This is a genomic window from Deinococcus fonticola, assembly GCF_004634215.1.
In the GTDB taxonomy this organism is placed as follows: domain Bacteria; phylum Deinococcota; class Deinococci; order Deinococcales; family Deinococcaceae; genus Deinococcus; species Deinococcus fonticola.
On sequence record NZ_SMMH01000018.1, the window covers coordinates 13,626 to 26,949 of the forward strand.

The 13,324-nt window shown below is 66.1% G+C and carries 16 protein-coding genes; 7 read left to right on the top strand and 9 right to left on the bottom strand.

The genetic code is table 11. From position 1 onward, the window contains the following. Positions 1–91 precede the first annotated feature (91 nt). A complete protein-coding gene (gene phoU / locus E5Z01_RS11620; protein WP_135229515.1) occupies positions 92–745 on the top strand; it encodes a phosphate signaling complex protein PhoU in 654 nt (217 codons plus the stop codon). 467 nt (positions 746–1,212) lie between these two features. Beyond that, positions 1,213–2,610: a YdgA family protein gene (locus E5Z01_RS11625; RefSeq protein ID WP_167757889.1), complete on the top strand. Its 1,398-nt coding sequence runs from the start codon at positions 1,213–1,215 to the stop codon at positions 2,608–2,610. A 150-nt stretch (positions 2,611–2,760) separates the two neighbouring features. Here E5Z01_RS11625 and E5Z01_RS11635 read toward each other — a convergent pair whose 3' ends face one another. After that, complete coding sequence (locus tag E5Z01_RS11635) at positions 2,761–3,879, bottom strand: NAD(P)/FAD-dependent oxidoreductase (protein WP_119764687.1); 1,119 nt, start codon at positions 3,877–3,879, stop codon at positions 2,761–2,763. A 76-nt stretch (positions 3,880–3,955) separates the two neighbouring features. Between E5Z01_RS11635 and E5Z01_RS11640 the strand changes: the two genes are divergently transcribed. Then, on the top strand, positions 3,956–4,573 hold the full coding sequence (locus tag E5Z01_RS11640; RefSeq protein WP_119764689.1) for a TetR/AcrR family transcriptional regulator: 618 nt from the start codon (positions 3,956–3,958) through the stop codon (positions 4,571–4,573). After that, a complete protein-coding gene (locus E5Z01_RS11645; RefSeq protein WP_135229518.1) occupies positions 4,570–4,848 on the top strand; it encodes a hypothetical protein in 279 nt (92 codons plus the stop codon). The genes E5Z01_RS11640 and E5Z01_RS11645 overlap by 4 nt, the downstream gene beginning before the upstream one ends. A 229-nt stretch (positions 4,849–5,077) precedes the next feature. On the opposite strand, the gene E5Z01_RS11650 is transcribed toward E5Z01_RS11645, so the two are convergent. From E5Z01_RS11650 to E5Z01_RS11670, 5 genes are all read right to left on the bottom strand, one after another. Continuing rightward, positions 5,078–5,731 (bottom strand): SRPBCC family protein, encoded by a 654-nt coding sequence (locus tag E5Z01_RS11650; protein WP_119764694.1) that lies wholly within the window; start codon positions 5,729–5,731, stop codon positions 5,078–5,080. Between the two features lie 113 nt (positions 5,732–5,844). Then, entirely contained in the window at positions 5,845–6,054 is a 210-nt protein-coding gene (locus E5Z01_RS11655) for a hypothetical protein (RefSeq protein ID WP_119764696.1), read from the bottom strand. A gap of 96 nt (positions 6,055–6,150) precedes the next feature. Next, entirely contained in the window at positions 6,151–6,690 is a 540-nt protein-coding gene (locus E5Z01_RS11660; protein ID WP_135229519.1) for a GNAT family N-acetyltransferase, read from the bottom strand. 154 nt (positions 6,691–6,844) lie between these two features. Further along, complete coding sequence (gene argB / locus E5Z01_RS11665; protein ID WP_135229520.1) at positions 6,845–7,594, bottom strand: acetylglutamate kinase; 750 nt, start codon at positions 7,592–7,594, stop codon at positions 6,845–6,847. 122 nt (positions 7,595–7,716) lie between these two features. Continuing rightward, the gene (locus E5Z01_RS11670; protein WP_240738333.1) at positions 7,717–8,220 is read right to left on the bottom strand and encodes a GNAT family N-acetyltransferase; all 504 of its coding nucleotides are present in this window, start codon (positions 8,218–8,220) and stop codon (positions 7,717–7,719) included. Between the two features lie 157 nt (positions 8,221–8,377). On the opposite strand from E5Z01_RS11670, the gene E5Z01_RS11675 reads away from it, so the two are divergent. Further along, positions 8,378–9,448, top strand: coding sequence for a tRNA dihydrouridine synthase (locus tag E5Z01_RS11675; RefSeq protein WP_240738334.1), 1,071 nt, complete (start codon positions 8,378–8,380; stop codon positions 9,446–9,448). 156 nt (positions 9,449–9,604) lie between these two features. After that, the gene (locus tag E5Z01_RS11680) at positions 9,605–10,171 is read left to right on the top strand and encodes a DinB family protein (RefSeq protein WP_135229522.1); all 567 of its coding nucleotides are present in this window, start codon (positions 9,605–9,607) and stop codon (positions 10,169–10,171) included. Between the two features lie 30 nt (positions 10,172–10,201). Here E5Z01_RS11680 and E5Z01_RS11685 read toward each other — a convergent pair whose 3' ends face one another. Both E5Z01_RS11685 and msrP read right to left on the bottom strand, forming a co-directional pair. Then, a complete protein-coding gene (locus tag E5Z01_RS11685) occupies positions 10,202–10,822 on the bottom strand; it encodes a protein-methionine-sulfoxide reductase heme-binding subunit MsrQ (RefSeq protein WP_135229523.1) in 621 nt (206 codons plus the stop codon). Beyond that, complete coding sequence (gene msrP / locus E5Z01_RS11690) at positions 10,822–11,808, bottom strand: protein-methionine-sulfoxide reductase catalytic subunit MsrP (RefSeq protein WP_135229524.1); 987 nt, start codon at positions 11,806–11,808, stop codon at positions 10,822–10,824. The genes E5Z01_RS11685 and msrP overlap by 1 nt, the downstream gene beginning before the upstream one ends. A gap of 129 nt (positions 11,809–11,937) precedes the next feature. On the opposite strand from msrP, the gene E5Z01_RS11695 reads away from it, so the two are divergent. After that, positions 11,938–12,537 (top strand): FmdE family protein, encoded by a 600-nt coding sequence (locus E5Z01_RS11695; protein ID WP_135229525.1) that lies wholly within the window; start codon positions 11,938–11,940, stop codon positions 12,535–12,537. 34 nt (positions 12,538–12,571) lie between these two features. Here E5Z01_RS11695 and folE read toward each other — a convergent pair whose 3' ends face one another. Beyond that, positions 12,572–13,183, bottom strand: coding sequence for a GTP cyclohydrolase I FolE (gene folE / locus E5Z01_RS11700; RefSeq protein ID WP_135229526.1), 612 nt, complete (start codon positions 13,181–13,183; stop codon positions 12,572–12,574). Positions 13,184–13,324: the final 141 nt, after the last annotated feature.

Here is a 13,324-nt window from a genome sequence, read left to right on the forward strand (position 1 = left end):
CCCTCAACCTCCCCCCAGCCAGGCCCTGACTTTTTCCTGCCCCCAGGAAGGCACTTTCCACCCAGATTTGACCTCAAGGAGACTACACGACATGCGCGAAGCCCTGGAACAAGACCTCAGAGCCGTTCTGAACGGCGCACTCAACATGCTGGGCACCGTCGAACGCATGCTGCCCGTCGCCGCCGACATCCTGCTGCACGGCCAGCAGGAACGCCTGGGCGAAATCCAGGCCATCGACCGTGAAGTCGACGCCCAGGAAGCCCAGATCGAAGCCGAATGCCTGCGCATCATCGCCCTGTACCAGCCCGTCGCCCGTGACCTGCGCATGGTGGCCCTGATCCTCAAGAGCCTCTCCGACATCGAGCGCATGGGCGACTACGCCGTGCACGTCGCCGAGGACGGCGTGGAACTGGCCCAGGCCCCCGCCCTCAAAAAGTACGTGAACCTCGACCGCATGCTTCAGCGCCTCACCGAAATGAGCCAGAACCTCCGCACCGCCCTGGCCGACCGCGACGTGACCCGCGCCGAGGCTACCGTCGAAATGGACGACGAGGTCGACGCCCTCTACGAGCAGGTGCAGCGTGAACTCGTCACCTACATGCTCGAAGACCCCCGCAACATCAGCAAGGCGCTGACCCTTATGCGCGTGGGCCGCAGCCTCGAGCGCATCGGTGACCACATGGAGAACGTGTCCGAACGCGTGCGCTACTGGGTCACGGGGGATCGTACCGTCCTGAACCACTGAGGAAAAGGTTCGTTCCGGCCTGGACGTTGGGTTCAGGTCGGGTTTTTGTTTTGCTGCCGGGAGTTGCCCACCCCCCCAGCCCCCCCATCCCAGAGGGACGGGGGGAGCTTACGTTGCACTGGGCAGGGGTGGGACGTGGGCGTCTGTTGGCTCTGGAACGTTGTTTAGGGCAGCAGGGCCGAATATTTTGAACGTCCGGGTTCGTGGCGTAAGGCCCGTGCGCTACGCGCCCGACGGCCTTCGGTCTGATTGAACGGGGGATTTGTGGGGTGGGACGCTGTGGAAGAAAAGTCCTCTCGTGTGGGGACAGGGAGGGCGTCCCAATAGGGCGTTCTGCGCTGTCCAGCACGGTGGGAATTCCAGGTGTTCCACAAACTTGGTCATGTTCGCGCCGCGCCTCCCGTATGGTCAGGGCAGAGAATCTAGGCCCGTCTGGCCCTGTCTCGCCGCTCCAGGAGGAAAAAGTCATGAGCCGACCAAACACCGTCCGCCCCGCCCAGAAACGCCGCTCCCCACTGCCCGCCGTGCTGCTGAGCGCCGTGGTCACTGCCGGAGCCGTGGCGGGCGCCACCGCCGTGTTTTCCGGCCGCACGCAGCAGACCACCGAAGAATTCGCGCAGAAACTGACGTCCTCGCTGAACGCTTCCGGCGTGGTCACCGCGCAGCAGACGGGGTACCAGAAGGGGTTTGCCAGCAGCACCCAGACCATGACCGTGAACATCGCCCCGGAGGACGCCGGGAAACCCGTGCAACTGCTGGTCACGAACCACATCAAGCACGGGCCGTTTCCGGGGATGCGGGGCGTCGGGCAGGCCATCGTGGACACGGACATTCGCTTCGCGGACGCGCAGACTCAGGCGCAGTTCGAGCGGGCCTTTGCCGGCAAAAAACCCACCATTCGTACCCTGATCGGGCTGGGCGGCGACACCAGCACCCGGATTGAAGTGCCGGGCGGCCGCGTCACCGAGGACGGCTCGACCATGACCTGGCAGGCCCTGCAAGGCGACGTGGCGGTCAGCGGCCAGACCACCACCACGAACCTGACCTGGCCCGGCCTGAAGATCACCGGCGCCGACGGTCAAGGCGAACTGGGGGCCGTTACCCTGAGGGGCAGCACCCACAGGCAAAACGAGCAGGATCAACTGGGCACCGGCACGTCCACTTTTAAGATCGCCAGCATGAAGTTCACTTCGGCGGGGCAAACCGTGCGCCTGAATAATATGGAGGTCAGCGGGGACTCGCGCCTCAGCGATCCTGAGCACTATGACGGCGTGGTGAAATACACCATCGGTGAACTGGCCTTTGCGGACAAGAACCTGAAGAACGTGCAGCTGCACCTGGGCGTGCGCCACCTGGCCCGCGAACCCCTGAACCGCCTGCTGGGGCTGGTCAATGAAATGCAGCGGGCCAGCACTCAGGGAAATAGCACCCAGGCGGCCCGCACCCCTGACCTGACGCCCGCGCAGGAGAAGCAACTCGGCCAGGACATGCTGGCCCTGCTGAAGGACAGCCCACGCTTGACCCTGGATCGCCTGAGCCTCACGCAGCCGGGCGGTGAAATCCTGCTGACCGGGCAGGCCAGCGCCCCCAGAATGGCGACCATGACCGCCCAGCAGCTTGAGTTGCTGACCGACCAGCCCGCCGTTCTGGCGACCATGGCCGACATTCACCTGGAAGCCGGCGCCAGCGAGCAGGCCCTCACTGAACTGCTGGGGCTGTTCGGCGGCCGCCTGGCGAACCTGGGCGGCACCCTGCAACCCATGATCGAGCAGGGATACGTCGTGAAGCAGGGCGACCAGCTCCGTACCGTGCTGGATTTCAAGGACGGCACCCCCACCCTGAACGGCAAGGCCCTGGGAGATTGAGCCGGGCGCGCGGCCGTGCGTCTCTAGAGCATTTGACATAAGAGCGGAATGCTTTTTGTCCGAGTAGAGCAAGTGAATTCAGATGGGCAGGACGAAGAATGAAGCGCTCTGGGGTACTCTTCCACACCTCCCGGAATTCGGAGACCTGCTCTACACCTGAATATCTTTCTGCGCCAGTTCGGGGCGGGTGAAGCGCTCGAAACGCAGTGGGTCGATGTCGATAAAAGGCGTTTCTCCCAGCGCCTCCTGCGCGATGACGCGCCCCACAGCGGCGGCCTGCATGACGCCGTGGCCGCTGAATCCGCAGGCGTTCAGCCAGCCGTCGAGGTGCGGCATGCGGCCCAGAATGGGCATCTCGTCGGGTGTGAGTTCGTAGTAGCCCCACCAGCTTGCGCCCCGGTCCAGGCCCGCTTCCTGCAACCAGGGAAAACGCTCCAGGGCGGGCAGCAGGGTGTGTTCCAGCCAGTCCCAGTCCAGGCCCTCGCGCCAGCCGGTGTCGGCCTCGTTGGCGCGGCCGATCAGCAGGCGCTCGCCCTCCGAGCGCAGCCACACGCCGCTGCTCAGGTCGAAGGTCATGGGCACCCGGCGCGGGGTCTTCAGCGGCCCCGTCGTGTACACCATGCGCCTGCCCGGCCACACCGGCAGCTCGAACCCGGCCAGCCGCGCCAGTTCGCCCGCCCAGGCGCCGCAGGTGTTGATCAGCAGCGGGGCCTCGAACACCCCGGCGGGGGTCTGCACCTGCCACAGGCCATTTATGCGCTTCAGGGCGGTGACGGGCGTGCCGGTGTGCAGCGCTGCGCCCTCTTCGCGCGCCCGCCGCAGAAACCCGAAGGTCACTCCGTGCGGGTCGACCACCCCGTCCTGCGCCCCGAAGGTGCAGGCCTCGATGCCCGCCGGATCGAACTCCAGCACCTGCTGCGCTTCCGTGGGGCTCAGGATGGCCGTGGGGGCGCCCAGTTCGCGTTGCCGCGCCACGCCGGCCCGGTGCGCGGGCCACCGCTCCGGCGGCACCAGCAGCAGGTAGCCGATGGCCCTGAACTCGGCTTCCGGCATCTGACGGTACTCCTGGATGCTATGCAGCGACAGCAAGATGTTGGTGGGCGTGTTGAACTGCGTGCGCACCCCCGCCGCGCTGCGCCCCGAAGACCCCAGCGCGGGACTGTCCTGCGCCTCCAGCACCTGCACGCGCAGGCCGCGCTGCGCCAGGCGGTAAGCGCACGCTGCCCCCAGGATGCCTGCCCCGATCACCAGCGCGTCCGTTCGTGTCATTCACCCGAGTGTACGCTGAGCCGCGTGCTAGGCTAGCTTTTAACGCCAAGCAGGGTCGTGCCTGCCCCTCATTCTTATGCCTGACACCACGCCCAAACCCAAGCGCGAGCTGCCCAGACGGGAACAGCCCCGCCGCGAGCAGATTCATGAGGTCGCCAGCCGCCTGTTCTCCGAGCGCGGGTATCACGCCACCAGCATGCGTGAACTGGCCGGCGAACTGGGCATGCAGGGCGGCAGCCTGTACGCGCACATCAGCGGCAAGGAAGACCTGCTGGTGCAGATCGTCAACCGCGCCAGCCAGCAGTTCGACGAGGCGCTGCTGAGCCTGCGGGACGTGAACCTGCCCGCCGACGAGAAGCTGCGCGAGGCCATGCACCGCCACATTCTGGTGGTGGCCGACAACATGGACAGCGCCACCGTCTTTTTTCACGAGTGGAAGCACCTTTCGCCCGAAGCGTACACCCGCGTGACCGGCTGGCGCGACAGCATCGACCACTTCTACCGCGACCTGGTGACCGAAGGCATGCGCACGGGCCTGTTCCGCCCCGATCTGGACGTGAAGATGGCTGCCCTGCTCATCCTTTCCACCGTCAACTGGACCTACACCTGGTTTCACCCGCAGGGCACCCTGACGCCGCGCGATGTGGCCGACGGCTTCGCGGACATGCTGCTCAGCGGCCTGAGGGCCAGATGATTCCCCCCACCTTCACGGTCGCCATCCGGGACGCGCTGAAACATGCGCAGGGCCGCGCCGTTAAACTGAGCCGCACGCAACAGCTGGAAATCGGCGAGGATCTCTTCATCCGTATCGCGCCGGGCGGGCGCAAGTTCCTGCTGTTCAAACTGGAAGGTGAACCCACCCCCGCCGAAGGCCAGGCCATTGCCGACGTGCTGGGCCTGCAAACCCCGCAGCTCGGCTGGCATCAGGGCAAAACGCTGCGCTCCCTGACCGTGGTGGAGCAGGGCTGAGCAGCGGTTCACGGAGCAGGTTTTTTGCGTTCCGGCAGCTCGAAAACGTGCCAGGTCGCTCGGCTGACTGATGGGCACCGCCGCTGTTTTCCTTTGCCGCCCCGGTCAAGCGCCCAAAAGCTGCACTATCAGCATCCCCATTAGCGACTAAGACCTTAGCTGGTTCATGACCTCCTGAAATAACGAGAAAGGCGGCCCACCTGGAGCCGCCCTTCATGGTTAAGCCGGTTCAGCGCGGGTTGGCGCCTTCAAAGGCCGTCTTGAATTTCTGGAGATCCTCGGCGATCTGCTGGCTGGGTTCCTCGCCGAACAGTTTGGCCACGGCCGCGCCCAGCGGGCCAGCCGGCGGACGGTAACTCAGGGCCACATGAATGCGGGTCTTGCCGCCCTCAAGGCTTTCGAACTGCACGCTGCCAGCGTTGTCCACGGTCGCGCCGGGCAGGCTGTGCCAGCCGATGCGCTCGCCGGGCTTGTCGTTCACGATCTCGGCTTCCCACTCGACGTGCGTGCCCAGCGGGGCCTTGGCCACCCAGCGGCTGCGCTTGTCGTCCAGCGCGGTGACGCTTTCCAGGTGGCTCATGATCTGCGGCAGGTTTTCCAGTTTGCGCCAGTAGTCGTACACCTGCTGCGCGGGCCGGTCGATCACGACGCTGTGCTCCACGAAAATGGGTTTGGCCGCGCTGGCATTGCCGCTCAGGCCGGCGGCGGCCATCACGGGGTCATTGCCGGTGGCGGCCTTGTAGGCCAGGTAGCCGCCCGCGCCAGTCATCAGCAGGCCCAGAAAGCCGCGTTTCTTCAGGCCCATCAGGATCAGTGCGCCGCCCGCCGCGCCGTTCATCAGGCGGGTTTGATCCATGTTGCCGGTCATGTTGTTGTTCGTCATTTGTTTTTTCCTCCGTCGATTCAGTCTAGGCTGCCCGTTCACCGCGCCGGGTGAAGCCTTCCCCAAACCAGATTAACGCCGGGACAGCCTGCCGCGCCCCGCAAGTGGGCCCCCTAACGCTCCTGGGTGGGCTGGGTGCCGGCAGGGACGCCCTGCTCGGTCTTCTGTTCTTCGACCTCGCGCGTGGCCGCCTGATCCGCGCCACTGACCGGCCCGCCCTGCATGTTGGGGTCCAGGTTGGTGTTCGCGCCGTGCGTCTCGGTGGCGCTGCCCGTGGTGGTGTCCCGCGTGGCGGGCGTGCTGACTGGTTTTCCTTCGTCCATAACTGACGGCCTCCTTCAAGACCCGCCCAGTCTCGTGCACCTGGCGGCCCTTTGTTTTAGAGGAGGGTCAGGACGCACTTAAGGTTGGCGGGCCGCTCACCACACGTCTCCCGAGCGGTAGTCGCACGTCAGCGGCTGGGTCAGGTCAAGGCCGAGGTCAGCGCGGCCATACACCATGACCTCCTCGTCCGGCGTGGGCGTAACGCCCCCGGGTGTGAAACTCCGCCGTTCCCCGAGCCAGTCCAGCCAGCCCGTCCCGGCATACAGGGGGCGGCCCTCGTCGCTGGGGGACAGCAGCCCCAGATCGTACCCGTGCTCTACCTGCGTGTTCACGCGGCGCATGAGTTGCCGGCCCACGCCGCGCCGTTGCCAGTCGGGGTGCACGCCCATGGCCTCCAGATAGCCTGCGCGGTAAGGCTGGTTGCCGACCAGAACGGCCCGCTGCACCACCGCCGCGTGGCCGATGACCTGAGCGCCCTGCCAGGCCAGCGTGTGTAAGCCGCCCAGCGCATGATCCCAGTCTTCGGGGCTGAATTCGCCCTCGTAGACCACATCCAGCAGGGTTCGCAGCGCCCCGATCTGCGGCTGCGTCAACTGGTGCGTGTGCCGTACGTTAAAAGTTATGGTGTTCGTCATGGGTTCCCTCCACCCGAAAAGCCCGAAGCCGCCGCCGTCACTTCGGCAGCGCGGCGGCGAGAGACCCGTGGCCTGACCAGCGGTCTGAAGCGGCTGACGAGGTCACCAGGGTGGAAAGGCCAGGCGCTTATTCTAAAGGTCAAGCCTCTGCGCTTTACGGCGTGATTCGCGTGCCGGCCTGGCCCCGCGCGGCCTGCGCCAGCACCCCCGCGTGCATCCCGCTGGCGATGGTGGCGTGCGGAGCGCCGCGCTCCAGGGCGTCCAGCGCCGCCTGCACCTTGGGAATCATGCCCCCCGCAATCCAGCCTTCCGCCAGTCCGCCCTGCACCTCGGCGCGGGACAGCGTGGCGGCGCGGCTCTCGGGATCCGGGTAGTGGCGGTACACGCCGTCCACATCCGTGAGGAAAACGATGCCTTGCCCCAGCGCGCCCGCCACCGCGCCGGCCGCGGTATCGGCGTTCACGTTCAGGGCCGCGCCGTCCGGGCCGACCGCCACACTGCCGATCACCGGGGTCAGCCCCGCGCCCAGCAGCGTGCGAATCAATTCGGCGTTCACCTGGGTCACACGGCCCACCCGGCCCAGCTCCGGGTCGAGCACCTCCGCCTGCAGGAGCTGGGCGTCGCGGCCCATCAGGCCTAGCGCCTGCCCGATGTCCTGCGAGAGCTGCTTGTTCAGTTGACCCAGCGCCATCTCCACCACGTCCATGGCCTCCGGGGAGGTAACGCGCAGGCCGGTTCTGAATTCGCTGGGGATGTGGCGGGCCGCCAGCTCGCGCTCTATGACCGGGCCGCCCCCATGCACCACCACCACGGGCATGGACGCCCGCAGCGCCGCGATGTCCGCGGCCACCGCGCGCCGCAACTCCAGGTTCTTCATGGCATTCCCGCCGTACTTCACGATCATGCCCAGAGTCTAGGCTGAACACCTGCGCAGGGGGCTTTACTCAAGAAGCTGGGGAGGCGCAGCTTTTATGCTGGCCAGCCCGTCGTTGGCGCTTCAGACGGGATAACTCACTCGGTGGCGCCCTAGTCAGTCGCTATGTTGCCCAGCTGGGTGGGCCGGGCCAGCGGCAGGTTGAGGCGTTTGGCGTACCACATCATGGACGGGCGGGCGTCGAGCTCGAAGGTGTACCCCTGGCGCTCCCAGAAGCGTGAGCCACGCGGGTTCTCGCCCAGGACGCTGGCCAGGACACGTTGCGTGCCGCTGGGCAGCCGGGCCTCCAGTTGGCGCACCGCCTGCTCGCCCAGGCGCTGGTTCTGCCTGTCCTCGCGGATCAGCAGCAGGTTGATGGTCACGTCGCCTTCCTGCGGGTAGCCCACCTTGTAATCCAGGCTGCCCACCAGTTCGCCGTGCTCGTCGTGCAGCAATTCCAGATGACGGCGCGGGTCGGCAAAGGCGGTGTTCACGTCGGCCTGCACTTCGGACAGGTTGGGAAGGCGACTGCCCAGCAGTTCAAAGTAACCGGGGGTGGCCTGGTAGAGACTGTGCAGCAAAGGTGCCAGGTGAGGCACCAGGCGAGTGACTTCCAAGGTGCTAATTCCTCCCGTCCGGAGGGCGTAAGTGCTTGGGTTTCCGGACATCTTCAGCATAAAGGCAGGCCGTGACAATTTCCTCTCTCTTTGTGGACATGTAGGGTTGACGCTTCCTTCACCCGCCTGGGCCGGGAACGCGCTACCCTTCCCCGAGATGAGTGCGCTGCCCACCCCCCCCACCCCGCTGCCCGCCCCCGGCTTCTACCGGCGCCGGCTGGCCCTGCCGGGGGCCGTGCTGGCACCCATGGCCGGCTACAGTGACGCGCCCATGCGGCAACTCGCGGCGGAGCAGGGGGCCCTGTGGACGGTGTCCGAGATGATCAGTGCGCGTGGACTGGCGCTGGGCGGCGAGAACGAGAGCCTGCACCTGGGTCGCCCGCACCCTGGCGAATACCTGCGTGTGGTGCAGCTGTTCGGCGCTGACCCGGACATCCTGGCCGACGCCACGCGCAAAACCGAGGCGTGGTTCGCACCGGCCGCCATTGACCTGAACATGGGCTGCCCGGTGCCGAAGGTGCGCGGCAAGGGCGGCAGTTGCCTGCTGCAAACCCCCGAAACCGCTTACGCCCTGGTGAAAGCCATGAAGGCCGCCACGCCGCTGGACGTCAGCGCCAAAATTCGCCTGGGCTGGGACGAGAACCGCAGCATCGAGATCGCGCAGGGCCTCGCCGAGGCGGGCGCAGCGGTCATCACGGTTCATGGGCGCACCGCTGCCCAGCGCTACACCGGGGAGGCCGACTGGGAGGCCATCGCGCAGGTGGCCGCCAGCGTGCCCACGCCGGTGATCGGCAGCGGGGACGTGCTGACGCCCGCGCAGGCCCGCGAGCGGCGCGCGCTGGGGGTGGCCGCCGTGATGATCGGGCGCGGCGCGGTGGGCAATCCCTGGATTTTTCAGGCGCTCGCCGGCACCACTGAAGAGGGAGCCACTGAGCAGGCGGCCCGCAACCGGCCAGGGGACGGTGAGGGTGACCGGGTGCCCGCGCTGCCCATCCGTGCGGCGGTGGCTCTGCGCCACGCGGAGTTGCAGCACCGCTTCTACACCGTGCCGCACCGTTTTCACCCCGGCGAAATGAAGGTCGCCAGCATGCGCCCGCTGCGCAAAGTGCTGCCCAAATACCTCCCGGAACTCACGGAACTGCACCCGGCCCTGACCAGCGTCGAGACCCTTCAGGACGTCCAGGCGATCCTGCGCCCCCTCGTTCAGGAGCAGTGCGAACGGGTGTAACTGCCGCCCGCCTCAAGCGCCAAAGAGTGGTGGGGCGTCCAGCAAGTGAAGCGGTTCCTGCTGCCCTGTCCCGGTGGTCACTTGAGCCCCGAACCTTAGCCCTCCGGCAAAATCGCCTGTGGCCGGTCTGCCTGCTTGCTATGCTGTAAAGCAATCATGAACGTCAGAGAGTACTACGCCTACCTCTGCGCCTCGCGCGAGCAACTGTGGAACTTTGTCCGTGCGTTGCCCGCCGAGGACTTGAAGCGCACCACGATCGACACCGGTGAGCGCTTCCGCAACATCAAAGACCTGTTGCTGCACACCATCGATGTCGAGGATCACTGGGTGCACGGTGTGGCCCGTGGGGACAGGGTGCAAAATGAAGGGAAGTACCCGCACGACTGGGTCAAGCCGCAGGCCGAGCAGTACGATCTGAACTGGATCATCGAGTATGGGCGCGAAGTGACGCGGCGCACCAGCGATTTCCTGAAGGGGAACCCGGACCTGAACCGCCCGCTTAAGCTGATCCAGGACGACCCCGGCAGCGAGACGGTGACCCTGGAGCAACTGCTGTGGCACGTCATGACCCACGAAGTCCGGCATACCGCCCAGGTGGCCCTGCTGATCCGGCAACTGGGCCACACGCCCCCCTGGCTGGATTACCTGCGCTTCATGCGCCCCGAGGTTCCCGCTGAAACGGGCGGCGGCACCGACATCGGCGACGGTGTCGAAGACGAGTGAAGCCCGGCCACAGGCCGAACACCTGAAAGTCTATCCACTGGAAGTCGGCCTGGTCGCCGGCTTTTTTGCGGGCCGTTTCACCAGGCGCAGCAGCAGCAGCCCCAGCAGACCGGCGGCCAGCAGCGTCGGCACGGTGCGGTCCTGTTTGACCCCCCACCAGTAGTGGAGCGCGCCCAGGGCCGCCGCCAGATACACCAGGCGGTGCAGGCGCGTCCACCGCTGAAAACCAAGGCGCTTCATGCTGGCGGGGGTGCTGGTCCAGGCCAGCGGCGCCAGCAGCAGCAGCGCCAGAAACCCCACCGTGATGAAAGGCCGTTTGACGATGTCCTCGCCCACCGCCAGCAGCAGGATGTTCTGGTCGAACAGGTAGATGCCGAAGTGCAGCGCCGCGTACCCGAAGGCCAGCAGTCCCAGCGCCTTGCGAACGCGTGCCGGCCACGTCCAGCCCGTCAGCAGACGAAGGGGCGTGCAGGCCAGCGACAGCAGCAGCAGAATAATCGCCAGTTGCCCGGTCTGGTGTGTGGCCCGCTTGATCGGGTCGGCGCCCAGCAGGCCGCTCAGCGCGTCCCCCAGCAGGATCAGCGCCGGAAGAAACCCGCCCACGTACACCGCAGGCGGGAGCCACTTCAGGCTGCGTTTCCCCGGGGCCATCAGAAATTCCGGCGCAAATCCAGGCCCTTGTACAGCCCCGCCACGGCGTCGGCGTATCCGTTGAACGGCAGGGTTTTGCGCCGCGCCACCTCGCCGATGCGCCTTTCGGTGGCCTGGCTCCAGCGCGGATGATCCACTGCCGGGTTGACGTTCGCGTAAAAACCGTACTCGTCCGGGGCGGCCAACGCCCAGGTGGTTTTCGGCCTTTCACTGACCAGCGAAATCCGCACGATGCTCTTGATGTTCTTGAAGCCGTACTTCCAGGGAATCACCAGTCGCAGGGGCGCCCCGTTCTGGTTGGGCAGGATTTTGCCGTCCAGGCCCACCGCCATAAAGGCGAGGGGATGCAGGGCCTCGTCCAGCCGCAGGGCCTCCACGTAAGGCCAGTCGAGCACCCCGGAACGCTGGCCCGGCATCTGCTTCGGGTCTTGTAGTGTCGTGAATTTGACGTACTTCGCCTTGCCTGTCGGCTCCAGGCGGCGAATCAGGGCTGCCAGCGGGAAGCCCATCCAGGGCATGACCATGCTCCAGGCTTCCACGCAGCGCATGCGGTACACCCGGTCTTCCAGCGGGAACCAGCTTTGCAGGGTGTCGATGTCCACTGTCTGCGGCCGGCGCACCTCACCGTCGATTTTGATGATCCACGGGCGCGTGCGCAGGCTCCCGGCGTTCTGCGAAGGGTCGTCCTTGCCCAGCCCGAACTCGTAGAAGTTGTTGTAGGTCGTCATGGCCTGGTACGAGGTCACGGGTTCGGAGGTGTCATACGGCCCCAGCGCGCGCTTCCGCGTGACGGCCGCGGCCTGCGCCTCCGCGGTGCCCGAGGGCCGCCGGGTGAGTAACTCCAGCCCGCCACCCAGCCCTGCCACTGTGGCCGTAAACAGCGTCGCTGAGCGGAGGAACTCGCGGCGTGTGTGCCCCTGCGGCGCAGTGTCGGTGACCAGCGGCGCGACTTCTTCCCCTTCCAGTTGACGCGGTAACTTCGCCATGCTGCATTCTGAACCGGCCCACCCCCTCGCGCCGTGAGTGCCGCCCTAATTCATGCCCTGACTTGCGTCAGCCTTGACCTGTGTCACCGCGCTGCTCCACCCGCCTGCCCTAAAATCGGCGTGACGGCCATGACCCCCCTGCTCCCGCCCCCACCACATCTGCAAGCCCTGCTGCGGCAGAGTGCCGCGCTGCACGACCACCTGTGCCCGCGGCAGATTCTGGGCGTGCGCAGCGCCTTACTGGCCGCCCAGTACCTGAATCTGCCCTTTCCCCGCAGCGACAAGCGCGTCCTGGTGTTCGTGGAAACCGACGGCTGCTTTGCCGATGGCGTCTCGGTCGCGTCCGGCTGCTGGCTGGGGCGCCGCACCATGCGCCTGATGGACTATGGCAAGGTGGCTGCCACCTTCGTGGACACCAGAACCGGCCAGGCTGTCAGAATTGCCCCCCAGACCGACCTGCGCCAGCGTGTGAAAGATGCCCGCCCGGAGGGACAGAAACGCTACGACGCTTACCTGGAGGCGTACCAAACTCTGCCGGATGATGCCCTGTTGACGGTGCAGGAGGTTGAACTCACCCTTGATCTGAAGGGCCTGATCAGCGTGCATGGCAAACGGGTTATTTGCGAGGGGTGCCACGAAGAAATCATCAACGAGCGCGAAGTGGTGCACGGAGTGCAGGTACTGTGCCCCAGCTGCGCGGGGCAGGGGTATTACAGGCCGGGTGGCTGACCGCTCAAGCTGTCGAGGATTCCCCCACCTTGCTTTACCGCCCGCGCAGGGTTCCCTGCACGGCGCTCATGAATTCGGCGCGGGTGCGGACATCGCTGCGAAACAGGCCGCGCATGGCGGAAGTGGTGGTGCTGCTGTTCTGCTTCTGCACGCCGCGCATCGCCATGCACAGGTGAATGCCTTCCATGAATACCGCCACGCCCCTGGGTTCCAGCAGTTCCTGCACGGCGTCGGCCACCTGTGTGGTAATGCGTTCCTGCACCTGCAGACGCCGCGAGTACAGGTCCACAATGCGCGCGAACTTGCTGAGGCCCAGAATTTTCCTGCTGGGGATGTAGGCGATGTGCGCCCGTCCGTAGAAAGGCAGCATGTGGTGCTCACACATGGAGTAGAACTCGATGTCCTTGACGATCACCATTTCACTGCCCTCGGCGGCGAACACGCCCGCGCCCACCACGTCCGCCAGGGTTTCGCGGTAGCCCGCCGTGAGGTGCTGCCATGCCTTGGCGACGCGGTGCGGCGTGCGGAGTAACCCCTCCCGGTTGGGGTCTTCGCCCACGCTGATCAGCCACTCGCGGGTCAGGGCATTCAGGCCGGGAAGCTCCTGGGAAGCGTCTTGCAGGGTCGGGTCTTCAGCGTGAGGCACAGTGGGGCGAGTCTAGAGCATCCGACAAAAGAACGCCGTGATTTTGTCCGAGCAGCGCGAGTGAATTTGAATGAGCAGGACGAAGGATGGAGCGCTCTGGGGTGCTGTTGTACAGAGCGCTCCATTCTGGGAACGGCTCTA